The sequence below is a fragment of the Actinacidiphila alni genome (assembly GCF_900112845.1).
Classification (GTDB): domain Bacteria; phylum Actinomycetota; class Actinomycetes; order Streptomycetales; family Streptomycetaceae; genus Actinacidiphila; species Actinacidiphila alni.
This window is the reverse complement of record NZ_FONG01000018.1, coordinates 44,745-60,613: the sequence shown is the minus strand read 5'-3', so window position 1 is coordinate 60,613 and position 15,869 is coordinate 44,745. Positions and strand designations below refer to the sequence as shown.

General features: G+C 72.2%; 10 protein-coding genes. 8 read left to right on the top strand and 2 right to left on the bottom strand.

Features of this window, described 5'->3' with window-relative positions:
• The first annotated feature begins 66 nt into the window (after positions 1-66).
• Both BM076_RS26015 and BM076_RS26010 read left to right on the top strand, forming a co-directional pair.
• Positions 67-285 carry a hypothetical protein gene (locus tag BM076_RS26015; RefSeq protein ID WP_093716128.1) on the top strand — a complete coding sequence of 73 codons (219 nt, stop codon included), beginning with the start codon at positions 67-69 and terminating at the stop codon, positions 283-285.
• Positions 286-467: 182 nt separating this feature from the next.
• On the top strand, positions 468-3,482 hold the full coding sequence (locus tag BM076_RS26010; protein WP_093716127.1) for a helix-turn-helix transcriptional regulator: 3,015 nt from the start codon (positions 468-470) through the stop codon (positions 3,480-3,482).
• A 30-nt stretch (positions 3,483-3,512) separates the two neighbouring features.
• Here the strand turns inward: BM076_RS26010 and BM076_RS26005 are convergent, their stop codons facing one another.
• Positions 3,513-4,730, bottom strand: coding sequence for a PQQ-dependent sugar dehydrogenase (locus BM076_RS26005; RefSeq protein WP_407640709.1), 1,218 nt, complete (start codon positions 4,728-4,730; stop codon positions 3,513-3,515).
• 149 nt (positions 4,731-4,879) lie between these two features.
• A complete protein-coding gene (locus tag BM076_RS26000) occupies positions 4,880-5,872 on the bottom strand; it encodes an aldo/keto reductase (RefSeq protein ID WP_093716125.1) in 993 nt (330 codons plus the stop codon).
• Between the two features lie 115 nt (positions 5,873-5,987).
• Between BM076_RS26000 and BM076_RS25995 the strand changes: the two genes are divergently transcribed.
• From BM076_RS25995 to serA, 6 genes are all read left to right on the top strand, one after another.
• Complete coding sequence (locus BM076_RS25995; RefSeq protein ID WP_093716124.1) at positions 5,988-6,929, top strand: 2-hydroxyacid dehydrogenase; 942 nt, start codon at positions 5,988-5,990, stop codon at positions 6,927-6,929.
• A 287-nt stretch (positions 6,930-7,216) separates the two neighbouring features.
• Positions 7,217-10,180 carry a putative bifunctional diguanylate cyclase/phosphodiesterase gene (locus BM076_RS25990; protein ID WP_093716123.1) on the top strand — a complete coding sequence of 988 codons (2,964 nt, stop codon included), beginning with the start codon at positions 7,217-7,219 and terminating at the stop codon, positions 10,178-10,180.
• A 229-nt stretch (positions 10,181-10,409) separates the two neighbouring features.
• Complete coding sequence (locus BM076_RS25980) at positions 10,410-12,287, top strand: acetolactate synthase large subunit (protein ID WP_093716121.1); 1,878 nt, start codon at positions 10,410-10,412, stop codon at positions 12,285-12,287.
• Positions 12,288-12,328: 41 nt separating this feature from the next.
• Positions 12,329-12,856 (top strand): acetolactate synthase small subunit, encoded by a 528-nt coding sequence (ilvN, locus tag BM076_RS25975; RefSeq protein WP_093716120.1) that lies wholly within the window; start codon positions 12,329-12,331, stop codon positions 12,854-12,856.
• Positions 12,857-12,972: 116 nt separating this feature from the next.
• Positions 12,973-13,971 (top strand): ketol-acid reductoisomerase, encoded by a 999-nt coding sequence (ilvC, locus tag BM076_RS25970; protein WP_093716119.1) that lies wholly within the window; start codon positions 12,973-12,975, stop codon positions 13,969-13,971.
• 257 nt (positions 13,972-14,228) lie between these two features.
• A complete protein-coding gene (gene serA, locus BM076_RS25965) occupies positions 14,229-15,821 on the top strand; it encodes a phosphoglycerate dehydrogenase (protein ID WP_093716118.1) in 1,593 nt (530 codons plus the stop codon).
• Positions 15,822-15,869 lie beyond the last annotated feature (48 nt).

Genomic DNA, 15,869 nt, shown 5'->3' with positions numbered 1-15,869 from the left:
GCGGACCCCCCTCGGGGACGAAGCTTGTTGCACCGGAACAAGCAGACAGTCCCAAGGGAGAGAACGATGTTCGCCTACGAATTGCAGCAGGCCCGCCGCGCCGACCTTCAGAACCGTGCCGACGCCTGGCGGCTGGCCCGGGACGCGAAGGCCGCCCGCACCTCGGACCGCAGGACCCGCAGGTCCGCCGACCGCACCGACGCGTCGGCGGACTCGGCCTCGGGGTCGTCCGCCTCCCCGCGCCCCACCCGTGGCCGGGTCCGCCACGCCCACCGCGCGGCATGACCCCGCACGCGCCGCGGAACGCGGCGGCACCGTCCGGGACGGAGGCCGGGCCCGCTACGGGGGAGGGGCCCGGCCTCCGCCTCGTGGCGGCCCCCGCGTCGCCGCTGGCGCAGGCATCTCCGGACACGTCCCCGGTGTCCGCCGAGCGGGTAATCGGTGTCGGGACAGGGGCCGGGCATGCGATGCTCGGCAGCGTGCAGACGCAGTCCCTCAGCCCTGAGTTCATCGGCCGCGACGCCGAGCTGACGCGGCTCGGCGCCGCGCTGACCGCCGCGGCGGCGGGGGAGCCGCAGGCGGTGCTGATCGGCGGCGAGGCCGGGGTCGGCAAGACCCGGCTGACCGAGGAGTTCCTGGCCGCCGCGCAGCGCGCGGGCGCGGTCACCGCGATCGGCGGCTGCGTGGAGATCGGCGCGGACGGCCTGCCCTTCGCCCCGATCTCGACCGCGCTGCGCGCCCTGTACCGCACGCTCGGCGACGAACTGATCGCCGCGGCCGCCGGGCAGGAGGCCGAGCTGGCCCGGCTGCTGCCCGAGCTGGCCGACAGCGCGGGCGGCCCGCGCCGCGACCCGCACGACGAGGAGGGCCGGGTCCGGCTCTTCGAACTGACCGCCCGCCTGCTGGAACGCCTGGGCGGCGACCGTACGCTCGTCGTCGTCCTGGAGGACCTGCACTGGGCCGACCGCTCCACCCGCGAGCTGCTCGCGTACCTCTTCCGCTCGCTCCAGCGCGCCCGCGTGCTGATCGCCGGCACCTACCGCGCCGACGACATCCACCGCAGGCACCCGCTGCGGCCCTTCCTCGCCGAGACCGACCGGCTCCGTACGGTCGAACGCGTCGAGCTGGCCCGCTTCAGCCGCGAGGAAGTACGCCGGCAGCTCGCGTCGATCCTGTCCGCGCAGCCCGCGAACGCGGTGGTCGACCAGGTCTTCGCCCGCTCCGACGGCAATCCGTTCTTCGTCGAGGAATTGGCCTGCAGCATCACCCGCGGCTGCGCCACCGGCATCAGCGAATCGCTGCGCGACCTGCTGCTGGTGCGCGTCGAAGCGCTGTCCGACGACGCCCAGCGGGTGGCGAAATTCGTCGCGGAAGGCGGCAACACCGTCGAGTACCGGCTGCTGGCCGCCATCACCGGGCTCGACGAGGACGCCCTGCTCGACGCCCTGCGCACCGCCGTCGGCGCCAACATCCTCGTCCCGTCCGACAACGGCGAGGGCTACCGCTTCCGGCACTCCCTGGTCCGCGAGGCCGTCGGCGACGACCTGCTGCCCGGCGAGCGCAGCCGGATCAACCGGCGGTACGCGCGCGCCGTCGAGGACGACCCCGCGCTCGTCCCCGCCGACGAGCGGGCGGCCCGGCTCGCCAGCTACTGGTACGCCGCCCACGACCCGGCCAACGCGCTGCCCGCCGTCCTGCGCGCCTCCGTCGAGGCCCGGCGCCGGCACGCCTACGCCGAGCAGTACCGGCTGCTGGAACGCGCGCTCGAACTGTGGGACGACGCCCCGGAGGAGACCCGCCATGAACTGCGGCCCGCGGACTACGCCGAGGCGTACCCCGCGTGCGGCTGCCACCCCGACACACCGCTCGGCTTCCTCGACCTGCTCGCCGAGGTCACCGTCGCCGCCCGGCTCAGCGGCGAACGCGAACGCGCGTACACCATGGCCAAGCGGGCGCTGCGGCTGATGGAGCGCGACGGCGCGGGGCACGACCCGCTGCGCGCCGCCTGGTTCTGGGCGCAGCGCTCACGCGTCACCGAGGACCTGGGCCGCGGCGACGGCTGGGACGAACTGTCGCGCGCCCGCGAACTGGTCCGCGACCTGCCGCCGTCGGCCGCGCACGCCGAGGTGCTGTCGATGATCGCGGGCTGGATCATGGTCCACAAATCCGGCGCGGAAGGCATCGACATCGGCCACCGCGCCGTCGAGTACGCCCGGCAGTCCGGGGCCCGCGACACCGAACTGCACGCCCGTGTCACCCTCGGCCTGCTCCAGGCCGACAGCGGCGACATCGAGGGCGGCATCGCCGAGGTCGAGGAGGTACGGCGGCTGGTCGCCGACAGCGGCGCGCACGGCATCGTCGCCCGCTGCTACGGCAATCTGGCCTCCGTCCTGGAGGGCGCGGGCCGCTCCCGCGAGGCCATCGCCGTGGCCCGCGAGGGCCTGCGGCTGATCGGCGACCAGGTCTCGCACGTCACCCGCTCCTGGCTGCTCACCAACGAGGGCGAGTCGCTGATCTCGCTCGGCCGGTACGCGGAGGCCGCGACCGTACTGGAGGAGGCGCTGCGGTACGCGGAGAAGTCGTATCTGTGCGCCGGGATCGAGATGAATCTCGGCTTCCTCGCGCTGCGGCTCGGTGACGCGGACGCCGCGATCCGCTACCAGGCCACCGCCGCGGAGGGGCTGCGGCACGACACCCAGCCGCAGCACATCATCCCCGGCCGCACCCTCGCCCTCGAACTGGCCGTGTCCCAGGGCCGGTTCGAGGACGCGCGGCGCGAGCTGCTGAGCGGAGCCGCGGGCGGCTTCGCGACCGGCACCGGGCGTTACGCCTGGCCGCTGCTCGCCGCCGGCGCCGCCGCCGAGGCCGACGGGCCCGGCGCCCACCCCGACGTACTGGAACGGATCCGCGCCGCCGCCCGCGAACTGCCCCGGCCGACACCGCTGGCCGAGGCGTACGCCGTCCTCGTCGACGCGGAACTCGCCCGGGCCGAGGGGCGGGTCGAACCCGACCTGTGGGGCGCGGCCGCCGCCGCCTTCGAACGCGAGGAGCGCGTCCACGAGTTGGCCGCCGTGCGGTACCGGTACGCCGAGGCGCTGCTCGCCTCCGGCGCGGGTGCCGAACGGCGGGACGAGGCGGGGTGCCTGCTCGCGCTCGCGCACGCCGCCGCTTCCGGCTCGGGCGCCATGCCGCTGCGTGAGGCCGTCGCCCGGCTCGCCCAGCGGGCCCGGCTCTCCCTCGACGTGCCCGCCGCCGGGGCCGACCCCGCAGAGTCGCTCGGGCTCACCGCCCGCGAGCGGGATGTCCTCCGCCTTGTCGCCGAGGGGCGGACCAACCGGCAGATCGCCGAGGTCCTGTTCATTTCCCCGAAGACCGCGAGCGTCCACGTCTCCAACATCCTCGCCAAACTCTCCCTCTCCACCCGCGGCGAAGCCGCCGCCCTGGCCCACCGCCTCAACCTCTTCACCCCGGCGGCGGGTTGACCCGCACCCCTAAAGGGGCACCCCGTTGCGTCAGCTCACCGTCAGGTGGAGGATGCGGTCGTCCTCCTTGGCGGGGGTACCCCGCCCATCGGTGTTGCTGGTGGTGACGAAGAGCGAACCGTCGTCGGCGGTGACGACGGTACGGAGCCGCCCGTAGGTGCCGGAGAAGAAGGACTGGGGCGCGGCCGAGGGACGGGCGCCGGCCAGGGGAATGCGCCAGAGCCGGGCACCGTGAAGAGCGGCCATCCAGATGGCCCCGCCGGCGTACGCGATCCCACTCGGAGAAGCCTCGTCGGTGTGCCACTGCGCGACAGGATCGACGTACCCCGCGCGATGCGCGATCCCCTCCACGACCGGCCAGCCGTAATTCTTGCCGGGCTCGATCAGATTCAGCTCGTCCCAGGTGTCCTGGCCGAACTCCGAGGCCCACAGGCGCCCTTGGTCGTCCCAGGCGAGCCCCTGGACGTTGCGGTGCCCGTCGGAGTAGTCCAGCGACCCGGGCGTCGGGTTGTCCTTGGGCGGCTGCCCGTCCGGCGTCATCCGCAGGATCTTCCCGGCGAGCGAGGACTTGTCCTGTGCGAGCCCGCGCTGATTGGTCTCGCCGGTCCCGGCGTACAGCATCTTGTCGGGGCCGAACGCGATCCGGCCGCCGTTGTGGATGGTCCCGCTGGGGATGCCGCGCAGGATCGTGTCGGGCGCGCCGAGCTGCTGGCCCGCGGGCCGTGAGGTGTCGTACAGCAGCCGGGCGATCCGGTTGTCGGACTCGGTGGTGAAGTACGCGTAGATCTCCCGGTCGGAGCCGAAGTCGGGGGAGACGGCCAGGCCCAGCAGGCCGCCCTCGCCGCCGGCCTGGACGCCGGGCACGCCACCGACCTGGGTCGTGGTCTTCTTCACCGGGTCGACGCGGGAGATCCGGCCGGTGTTCCGGGAGGCGACCAGCAGGGTGCCGTCGGGCAGCGGCGCCACGCCCCACGGGCTGTCGAGGCCGGTCGCCACGGTGCCGGTCACCTTGGCCGTGCCCTTGGCGGGCGGCGTGGAGGCCGACGGGCTCGGGGCGGCCGTCGTACCGCCGGCGGAGGCGGAGGCCGTGCCCTTGCTGCCGGTCGGTCCGGGGTGGATCGGGCTCGGCCCGTCCGAGGAGCACCCGGACGCCACCAGCGCCGCCACCGCGACCGCGGCGACCGCCGCCGTACGACGCGCCGCCGTACGACGGCCGGACAGCCGGCCCACCGCTTTCCCAGACCGCACCGCGCTCACTCCCTCGTCGTCACCCGGAACCCCAGCACACCACACCGGGCGGGCGCGCCGCGTGCCGATCGCACGTTCGTGACCACGGGTCCCCGCACGACCGGCGCGCGAAACCTCGGGGCGCGTCCCAGGGCCTGTCCGGACAGGACCTAGTCCCAGGAGCCGCGTGCCGCGGGCAGTTCCGCGATCTCGGTCAGGTCCTGCGAGGTCAGGGCGAGCGTCGCGGCGGCGGCGTTCTCCGCCGTCCAGCGGGCCGACTTGGCGCCCGGCACCGGCACCACGTGCGGCGCCTGGGCGAGCGTCCAGGCGAGCGCGACCTGCGCGCAGGTCGCGCCGTGCCGTGCCGCCACCCGGCGCAGCCCCGCCACCACCGGCTGGTTGGCGGCCATCATCTCGGCGGTGAAGCGCGGATGGCGGGCGCGCAGATCGTCCGGTTCGAAGCCCTCGCCGGGCGTGAGGGTGCCGGTGAGGAAACCGTTCCCCAGCGGCATCGCCGCCAGGAAGCCCACCCCGCGCGCGGTGCACCACGGCAGCAGCGACTCCAGCGCCTCCGCCGCCCACACCGACAGCTCCGCCTCCACGCAGGCGACGGGGAAGACCTGCTGGGCCCGGGTCAGATGGCGGATCGTCTCGTCGTGCAGCCGCGCGCCGGTACGGCGGTTGCCGCGCGCGCCCACCGCGCACAGGCCGAGCGCCCGCACCTTGCCCGCCGCGACCAGCTCGGCCATCGCGCCCCAGGTCTCCTCGATCGGCACCTCGGGGTCGACGCGGTGCAGCTGGTAGAGGTCGATGACATCGGTCTGGAGCCGCCGCAGCGACGCGTCGCAGGCCCTGCGGACGTATCCGGGGCGGCCGTTGGCGACGATGTGCTGCTCGCCGACGAGCAGCCCGCACTTGGTGGAGACGAAGGCGTCCCGCCGCCGTTCCTTCAACACCCGCCCCAGCAGCAGCTCGTTGGTGAACGGGCCGTACATGTCGGCGGTGTCCAGCAGGGTGCTGCCCAGGTCGAGCGCGGTGTGCACGGCCCGCAACGAGGTCTCGCCGTCCTGCCGCGAGGTGGTGTACGCCCAGCTCATCGGCATGCATCCCAGGCCCACGGCGCCCACTTCGAGAGCTGCTGCACCGATTGTCCTGCGCTCCACCCGACCGTCCTCCCTCACCCGGAACGCCCGTGCTCCGCCGGACGTCCCAGGACGGGTCGGCGGGACCCGTCCTGGCCGCCGCCCACTGTGTCATAGCCTCCTGACCATGAACGACATGACCCGAGACCGCCCGCAGGTGTGGCTCTCCCTGCCGCCGGAGGACATCGAAGGACTCCCCGACGCGTTCGACTACGTCCACTGGGACGGCACCGGGGACTTCCCGGCCGACCCGGCGGACGCGGCCTTCTACGTCGTCCCCTACATGAAGGGCCCGGTCGCCGGGGCCCTGCCGCTGCCGCACATGCGCCGGGTGCGCGTCGTGCAGACGCTCAGCGCCGGCGTCGACCACATCGCGCCGCACCTGGACCAGTTGCCGCCCGGCGTCAGCCTGTGCAACGCGCGCGGGGTGCACGAGGCGAGCACCGCGGAACTCGCCCTCGCCCTCACCCTGGCCTCGCTGCGCGGCATCCCGCGCTTCGTGCGCGGCCAGGACGAGGAGCGCTGGCACTCCGGCTTCTACCCGGCGCTCGCCGACCGCGAGGTGCTGATCGTCGGATACGGCTCGATCGGCGCGGCCGTCGAAGAACGGCTGATTCCCTTCGAATGCACGGTGGTACGGGTGGCGCGCGGCGCCAGAAGTGCGCCGCGCGGGCCGGTGCGCGCCCTCTCCGAGCTACCGGAACTCCTGCCGTCCGCCGATGTGGTGGTGCTCACCACCCCGCTGACCGAGCAGACCCGCGGTCTCGCGGGTGCGGAATTCCTGGCCCGGATGAAGGACGGGGCGTTGCTGGTCAACGTGGCGCGCGGTCCCGTGGTCGACACCAAGGCGCTGCTGGCGGAGACCGAGTCGGGGCGGCTGACCGCGGCACTGGATGTCACCGATCCCGAACCGCTGCCCGCGGGACACCCCTTGTGGCACGCGCCCGGCGTGCTGATCAGCCCCCATGTGGGCGGCAGCACCTCCGCGTTCCTGCCGCGCGCCAAGCGGCTGGTCCGCGAGCAGCTCACCCGCTTCGCGGCCGGACAGCCGCTGGAGAACGTCGTCGCGACCAGCTGACGGGCCGGCTGACCGGCTGACCGACCGGCCGGCTGACTGACCCGCTGACGTGTCCGACCGACGATTTCCGGCCGCGGCCGGCAGGTTCCGCGATGTCTTCGCGGCACTCGGTGACCGCGCACTGTTCGCTCATCTCCCCTGTGGTTACGCTGAGTAGAGGAACTATGTCCCTGAGTGACGGATCTGGTGTATCGTCCCGATCGGGGGACATTCCGCGGCCGGGAGGCACGGCGGCGGCGATGTGAGCGACGAGCAAGTGAAGGGGGGCGATGGGCGATGCACGGCCAATGGACTTTCTCCAGCGCGCGAGCCCGGAGCGCCGTCAGCAGCAGTACGCCCCGGCCGCCCGCCGGCACGGCACGGCCGTTCGGCCCGCGCCGACGACACCGGACCGCCCGGTGAGCTCCACCGGGGCGGTGCTCGCCCGGCCGTCGGTCCAGGGCGGCGGCAGGGGCGGCCTGCTGCCCCAGCTGCTGGTCGCACTGGTCTGCGGCGGCTACACCACCGGCGCCGTACTGGGCTGGGGCTCCGAGGAAGTCGCCCTGGTCATGGGCGACTTCGGACTCTCCGCCGCCGCGGCCACCGCCGCCGTCTCCACTCTCGTCTACGCCCGCAAGGTCTGCGGCCAGCACCGGCCCGCCTGGCTGCTGTTCGCGGTCTCCTCCGCGATGGTCGCGCTCGGCAACGGCATCTGGGGCTGGTACGAGGTGGTGCTGCGCCGCCCCGTCCCGCAGACCTCGGCCGCCGACTTCTGCTTCCTGATGTTCGCCCCGCCCGCCATCATCGGCCTGCTGGTGCTCGCCAAACGCCCCGTCACCAGGGCCGGTTGGGTCTGCCTGGCGCTGGACGCGTCGCTGATCGGCGGCTCGCTGCTCACCTTGTCCTGGAGCCTGGCGCTCGCGCACACCGCCGCCTGGGACGGCCCGAGCACCGCCCGGATGGCGCTCTCGCTGGCCTACCCGCTGCTGGACATCGTGCTGGTCAGCATGGTGCTCGCGCTGCACTTCCGGCGGTCGGCGGCCAATCGCGCCGCCGTCAACACCGCGATCGCCGCGCTCGCCCTGACCGTGCTGTGCGACGCCCTGTTCACCTCACCGATCCTGCGCGAGCACTACCGCTCCGGCCAGATCCTGGACGCCGGCTGGTTCGCGGGCAGCATGCTGCTGGCGTACGCGCCGTGGACCGGCACCCGTACCGAACCGCCGCGCAGGAACGGCACCGCCACCCGCAAGGTGACCGGTTCGCTCGCCGCCCTCACGCCGTATCTGGCCGCCGCCGTCTGCACCCTCGGCATCCTCTACAACGTGATCACCGGCCAGAAGTGCGACCGCGTGATGCTCTGCACCGGCGCCGCCGTCGTCCTTGCCCTCGTGGTGCGCCAGGGCATCATGCTGCTGGACAACATCTCGCTCACCCAGGAACTGGCCCAGAAGGAGAACCACTTCCGCTCCCTGGTCCAGGGATCGAGCGACGTCATCATGATCGCCGCGCCGTCCGGGGTGCTGCGCTACGTCAGCCCCGCCGCGCAGGGCGTCTACGGCCGCGACCCGGAGGAACTGGTCGGCACCGAACTGGCCGCGCACATCCACCCCGACGACCTCGGCCGGGTGGTGCACGAGGTGCGCCGCTTCCTGGCCGCGCCGCCCGGCGACGAGCCCGCCACCCGGATCGAGTGCCGCATCCGCTCCGGCCACCGCCGTACCGACGGCGCAGGCGGCCGGGAGAAGGACCGCCAAGAAGGGGAGGACTGCTGGCTCAGCGTCGAGTCCAGCGTCAACCGCTACCAGGGCGGGCTGATCTTCAACAGCCGCGACGTCACCGAACGCGTCAGGCTCCAGGCCCAGTTGCAGCACAACGCCTCGCACGACCCGCTCACCGACCTGCCCAACCGCGCGCTGTTCACCGAGCGCGTCACCCGGGCGCTCACCAGCCGCCGCGCCGCCGACGACCACGCCGCCCTGCTCTACGTCGACCTCGACGGCTTCAAAGCGGTCAACGACACGGTCGGCCACCAGGCGGGCGACGAACTGCTGGTCCAGGCCGCCCGCCGGATACAGGACGCGCTGCGCTCCGGCGACACCGCGGCCCGGCTCGGCGGCGACGAATTCGCCGCCCTGGTCTGCGGCACCAGCGCCGACCGCCGCGAGCGCGAGTTCCAGATCCTCGACATCGCCGAACGGCTGCGCTCGGTGCTGTGCGAGCCCTATCCGGTGGAGGGCGGCGAGGTCCGGGTCGCCGCCAGCATCGGCATCGCCTTCGCCGAGCCCGGCGTCACCCCCGGCGAGCTGATGCGCAACGCGGACCTGGCGATGTACCGCGCCAAACAGGCAGGCAAGGGCCGCGTCGAGGTCTACGCGCCGCAGATGCAGGCCGACGTCGTACGCCGTACCGAACTGGCCGGGCGGCTGCGCAAGGCGCTGCACGACGGCGAGTTCACCCTGCTCCACCAGCCGGTGGTGGAGCTGGACAGCGGCCGGGTCAGCTCGGTGGAGGCCCAGGCCCGCTGGCGCTCCGCCCAGGGCATCCTCTTCACCCCCGCCGAATTCCTGCGCGCCGCCGAGGACACCGACCGTTCCTTAGAGCTGGGACGGTGGCTGCTGGAGCGGGCCGTGGAGCAGGCAGGACTGCGCTACGGAGCCGGGCACACCGTCCCCGTCGCCGTCCGGCTCCCCGCTCACCGTCTGCTCCACCGCGACCTGCCCGTCTCCGGCTTCGAGACCCTGCTGACCCGGCACGGCCTGCCGCCCGGCGGCCTGGTCCTTGAGCTGGCCGGCAGCGACCCGCGGATCGCCCTGGACGAGCTGGAACGGCGGCTGTCCGCCCTGCGCAGGATCGGCGTCCGGGTCTGTCTCGGCGGCTTCGGCGGCGGCTATGCGGCGCTCACCGCGCTGCGCAGGCTCCCGGTCGACCTGGTCAAACTGGACCGCTGCTTCGTCGAGGGCGTCGTGGAATCCGCCCGGCTGCACAAGATCACCCGGGGTCTGCTGCGGATCGCCCACGACCTCGGCATCGGCTGCGTCGCGGACGGCGTGGACCGCCCCGAGCAGCTGCTGGTGCTGCGCGACATGGGCTGTACGCACGGCCAGGGCATGGCCTTCTCCGGCCCGCTGGACGAGCAGCGGCTGCGCGGTTCGCTGACCCGCGGCAGCTTCCCCGTACCGCGCGGAACACCCCGTGAACAGGTCACCCCGATCGCGGTTCCGCTGCCCTCGCGTCGCTCGAATGCTGAGACGCGTGTCCCGCCAGCTTGACACCCGCCGGGGTCCGGGAGGAAGGTCGAGGCCATGCGCACCCGAATTCTCGTACTTGGAAAGCGCGTCGGCTGACCGAGGCCGTACCGATCAGGACAGCCTCGCACACGCACCGACGCGCTCCCCTCGCTTGCCTCACGGCACGGGGGGTTTTTTGTTGCCCGGCCCCCGGCCGGACACCGCGCCCCGCACCCTTCACCACCCTCATCTTCGAGAGAAGAGAACGCAGATGACCGAGCAGGCCAACGGGTCCCACCATCCGCAGCCGCGGACCCGCGGCGCGGCCCCCGCCGCAGCCGCCCCCGCCGAGCGCATGACGGGCGCCCAGTCCCTCATCCGCTCCCTCGAGGCCGTTGGCGCCGACACGGTATTCGGCATTCCCGGTGGCGCGATCCTGCCCGCGTACGACCCGCTGATGGACTCCGCCAAGGTCCGGCACGTCCTGGTCAGGCACGAGCAGGGCGCCGGCCACGCCGCCACCGGCTACGCCCAGGCCACCGGCAAGGTCGGCGTGTGCATGGCCACCTCGGGCCCGGGCGCGACCAACCTGGTGACGCCGATCGCCGACGCCCATATGGACTCGGTCCCGATCGTCGCCATCACCGGCCAGGTCTCCTCCAAGGCGATCGGCACCGACGCCTTCCAGGAGGCGGACATCTGCGGCATCACGATGCCGATCACCAAGCACAATTTCCTGGTCACCGACGCCGACGACATCCCGCGCACCATCGCCGAGGCGTTCCACATCGCCGCCACCGGCCGCCCGGGCCCGGTCCTGGTCGACATCGCCAAGGACGCGATGCAGAACGAGACCACCTTCGTCTGGCCGCCGCAGCAGGACCTGCCCGGCTACCGCCCGGTGACCAAGCCGCACGCCAAGCAGATCCGCGAGGCCGCCCGGCTGATCAACGAGGCCAAGCGCCCGGTGCTCTACGTCGGCGGCGGCGTCATGAAGGCCCGCGCCACCGGCGAGCTGCGCATCCTCGCCGAACTGACCGGCGCCCCCGTCACCACCACGCTGATGGCGCTCGGCTCCTTCCCCGACAGCCACCCGCAGCACGTCGGCATGCCCGGCATGCACGGCGACGTCGCCGCGGTCACCGCGCTGCAGAAGGCCGACCTGATCGTGGCGCTCGGCGCCCGCTTCGACGACCGGGTCACCGGCCGCCTGGACACCTTCGCGCCGCACGCCAAGGTCGTGCACGCCGACATCGACCCGGCCGAGATCTCCAAGAACCGCGTCGCGGACGTGCCGATCGTCGGCGACGCCCGCGAGGTGCTCGCCGATCTGATCGTCGCCGTCCAGGCCGACCACGACGCCGGCCGCAAGGGCGACTACACCGGCTGGTGGGAGCACCTGAACTTCTGGCGCAACACCTACCCGCTCGGCTACGACCTGCCGGCCGACGGCAGCCTGTCGCCGCAGCAGGTCATCGAGCGGATCGGCCAACTCGCCCCGGAGGGCACGCTGTTCGCGGCCGGCGTCGGCCAGCACCAGATGTGGGCCGCGCAGTTCATCAAGTACGAGAAGCCCGCCACCTGGTTCAACTCCGGCGGAGCGGGCACCATGGGCTACGCCGTCCCGGCCGCCATGGGCGCCAAGGCCGGCAGCCCGGACTCCACCGTCTGGGCCATCGACGGCGACGGCTGCTTCCAGATGACCAACCAGGAACTGGTCACCTGCGCGCTGAACAACATCCCGATCAAGGTCGCGATCATCAACAACGGCGCGCTGGGCATGGTCCGCCAGTGGCAGAACCTCTTCTACGGCGAGCGGTTCTCCAACACCGTGCTGCACGACGGCGCCGAGCACGTCCCCGGCTCCACCCAGGGCGTCGGCTCGATCCGCAACCGCGGCACCCGCGTCCCGGACTTCGTGAAGCTGTCCGAGGCGATGGGCTGCGTCGGCCTGCGCTGCGAGACCCCCGACGAGCTGGACGCGGTCATCGCCAAGGCCAACTCCATCAACGACCGCCCGGTCGTCGTCGACTTCATCGTCCACGAGGACGCCATGGTGTGGCCGATGGTCGCCGCCGGCACCTCCAACGACGAGATCATGGCCGCCCGCGACGTCCGCCCGGACTTCAGCGACGAGCTGGACGACTGAAGCCACCGCACCGCGGACACGTGAGACAAGGAACCCCGACCATGTCCAAGCACACCCTCTCCGTCCTGGTGGAGAACAAGCCCGGCGTCCTCGCCCGGATCACCGCCCTGTTCTCCCGGCGCGGCTTCAACATCGACTCGCTCGCGGTCGGCACCACCGAGCACCCCGAGATCTCCCGCATCACCATCGTCGTCAACGTCCTCGACGAACTGCCGCTGGAACAGGTCACCAAGCAGCTCAACAAGCTCGTCAACGTGCTGAAGATCGTCGAACTCGACCCCGCGTCGGCGGTCCAGCGCGAACTCGTTCTGGTGAAGGTGCGGGCGGACAACGACTCGCGCTCGCAGATCACGGAGATCGTCCAGCTCTTCCGCGCCAAGACCGTGGACGTCTCCCCGGAGGCCGTCACCATCGAGGCCACCGGCGGCGCCGACAAGCTGGAGGCCATGCTCAAGATGCTGGAGCCCTTCGGCATCAAGGAACTCGTCCAGTCCGGCACCATCGCGGTCGGCCGCGGCGCCCGCTCCATCACCGACCGCAGCCTGCGCGCCCTGGACCGCAGCGCGTAACTCCCCGCACGGACCGGCGGGCAGCCCCGCCGATCCGTATGGCGAGACCCCGAAACCCCCGTGTCCCCACCCGTCGTACGGTGGGCCGTACAACCCGATCCAAGGAGAGACCCGAAGTGGCCGAGCTGTTCTACGACGACGACGCCGACCTGTCCATCATCCAGGGCCGCAAGGTCGCGGTCATCGGATACGGCAGCCAGGGCCACGCCCACGCGCTGTCGCTGCGTGACTCGGGCGTCGACGTGCGCGTCGGTCTGCACGAGGGCTCCAAGTCCAAGACCGTGGCCGAGGAGCAGGGCCTGCGCGTGGTGCCGGTCGCCGAGGCCGCCGCCGAGGCCGACGTCATCATGATCCTGGTGCCGGACCCGATCCAGGCCAAGGTGTACGAGGAGTCCATCAAGGACAATCTGAAGGACGGCGACGCCCTCTTCTTCGGCCACGGCCTGAACATCCGCTTCGGCTTCATCAAGCCGCCGGCCGGTGTCGACGTCTGCATGGTCGCCCCCAAGGGCCCGGGCCACCTGGTCCGCCGCCAGTACGAGGAAGGCCGCGGCGTGCCCTGCATCGCCGCCGTCGAGCAGGACGCGACCGGCAAGGGCTTCGAGCTGGCCCTGTCGTACGCCAAGGGCATCGGCGGCACCCGCGCCGGCGTTATCAAGACCACCTTCACCGAGGAGACCGAGACCGACCTCTTCGGCGAGCAGGCGGTCCTCTGCGGCGGCACGTCCGCCCTGGTCAAGGCCGGTTTCGAGACCCTGGTCGAGGCGGGCTACCAGCCGGAGATCGCGTACTTCGAGTGCCTCCACGAGCTGAAGCTGATCGTGGACCTGATGTACGAGGGCGGCCTGGAGAAGATGCGCTGGTCGGTCTCCGAGACCGCCGAGTGGGGCGACTACGTCTCCGGCCCGCGGATCATCAACGAGGGCACCAAGGCCGAGATGAAGAAGATCCTCGGCGAGATCCAGGACGGCACCTTCGCCAACAACTGGATCGCCGAGTACAACGCGGGCCTGCCGAAGTACAACGAGTACAAGAAGGCCGACGAGGACCACCTGCTGGAGACGACCGGCAAGAAGCTGCGCAAGCTGATGAGCTGGGTCGACGAAGAGGCGTGACCAGCGGTGACGGGGAGGCGTCGCGGCAGTCCGTGACACCTCCCCGTCCGGCGGCTGAGAACCCCCTTGGCCGCCGCGTACAACCACCTTCGGGTGATCCTTCCACCAAGGCGTAGGGTCCCCGACAACGCGCCGATACACTCCCTTAACAAGCGCGTAGGCTCACAGCGTCGTGCGTCTTCCACGCGGCATGCCATCCCCTCCCTCCCTGGAGCGACCGCGGGACCGGCCGCCCACGAAGGACAAGTGAGGACCACGTGAGCCAGAAGCCTGTCGTACTCATCGCAGAAGAGCTGTCGCCCGCCACGGTCGACGCGCTCGGCCCGGACTTCGAGATCCGGCACTGCAACGGGGCGGACCGAGCCGACCTGCTGTCCGCGATCACCGATGTCGACGCCATCCTGATCCGCAGCGCCACCAAGGTCGACGCCGAGGCCGTCGCCGCCGCCCGCAAGCTCCGGGTGGTCGCCCGCGCGGGCGTCGGCCTCGACAATGTGGACGTCGCCGCCGCCACCAAGGCCGGCGTCATGGTCGTCAACGCGCCGACCTCCAACATCGTCACCGCCGCCGAGCTGGCCTGCGGCCTGATCATCGCCAGCGCCCGCAACATCGCGCCCGCCAATGCCGCGCTCAAGAACGGCGAGTGGAAGCGGAACAAATACACCGGCGTCGAGCTGAGCGAGAAGACCCTCGGCGTCGTCGGCCTCGGCCGGATCGGCGTGCTGGTCGCCCAGCGGATGTCCGCCTTCGGCATGAACATCGTCGCGTACGACCCCTATGTGCAGCCCGCGCGCGCCGCCCAGATGGGCGTCAAGCTGCTGTCGCTCGACGAGCTGCTGGAAGCGGCCGACTTCATCACCGTCCACCTGCCCAAGACGCCCGAGACGCTCGGCCTGATCGGCGACGAGGCCCTGCACAAGGTCAAGCCGTCGGTCCGGATCGTGAACGCGGCGCGCGGCGGCATCGTCGACGAGGAGGCGCTGGCCTCCGCCCTCAAGGAGGGCCGGGTCGCGGGCGCGGGCCTGGACGTGTACGCCAAGGAGCCGTGCACCGACTCGCCGCTGTTCCAGTTCGACAATGTGGTGGCCACCCCGCACCTGGGCGCCTCCACCGACGAGGCGCAGGAGAAGGCCGGCATCGCCGTCGCCAAATCGGTGCGGCTCGCGCTCGCCGGCGAGCTGGTGCCGGACGCGGTCAACGTCCAGGGCGGCGTCATCGCCGAGGACGTCAAGCCGGGCCTGCCGCTGGCGGAGAAGCTCGGCCGGATCTTCACCGCGCTTGCGGGCGAGGTCGCGGCCCGGCTCGACGTCGAGGTCTGCGGCGAGATCACCCAGCACGACGTCAAGATCCTCGAACTGAGCGCGCTCAAGGGCGTGTTCGAGGACGTCGTCGCCGAGACGGTGTCGTACGTCAACGCGCCGCTGTTCGCGCAGGAGCGCGGTGTCGAGGTGCGGCTAACCACCAGCTCGGAGTCGCCCAACCACCGCAATCTGGTGACAGTGCGCGGCACGCTCGCCGACGGCAGCGAGGTCTCGGTCTCCGGCACCCTGGCCGGCCTCAAGAACATCCAGAAGATCGTCGGCGTCGGCGACGTCGACACCGACCTGGTGCTCGCCGACCACATGGCGTTCCTGCGCTACACCGACCGCCCGGGTGTCGTCGGCACCCTCGGCCGGATCCTCGGCGAGGTCGGCGTCAACATCGCGGGCATGCAGGTCGCCCGCGCGGCGGCCGGTGGCGACGCCCTCGTCGCCCTGACGGTCGACTCCACCATCCCGGCCGGCGTCCTGAGCGACATCGCCGCCGAGATCGGTGCGACGTCCGCCCGCGCGGTGAACCTGACGGACTGACGTCCCGTACGCGTACGACGGCGCCGCCCCTCACGGTCGGAGAGGGGC

Bases quoted from the DNA above. Each gene is read 5' to 3' on its own strand.
- BM076_RS26015 (WP_093716128.1), top strand. From the start codon at position 67: ATGTTCGCCTACGAATTGCAGCAGGCCCGCCGCGCCGACCTTCAGAAC.
- BM076_RS26010 (WP_093716127.1), top strand. From the start codon at position 468: ATGCTCGGCAGCGTGCAGACGCAGTCCCTCAGCCCTGAGTTCATCGGC.
- BM076_RS25995 (WP_093716124.1), top strand. From the start codon at position 5,988: ATGACCCGAGACCGCCCGCAGGTGTGGCTCTCCCTGCCGCCGGAGGAC.
- BM076_RS25990 (WP_093716123.1), top strand. From the start codon at position 7,217: ATGGACTTTCTCCAGCGCGCGAGCCCGGAGCGCCGTCAGCAGCAGTAC.
- BM076_RS25980 (WP_093716121.1), top strand. From the start codon at position 10,410: ATGACCGAGCAGGCCAACGGGTCCCACCATCCGCAGCCGCGGACCCGC.
- ilvN (WP_093716120.1), top strand. From the start codon at position 12,329: ATGTCCAAGCACACCCTCTCCGTCCTGGTGGAGAACAAGCCCGGCGTC.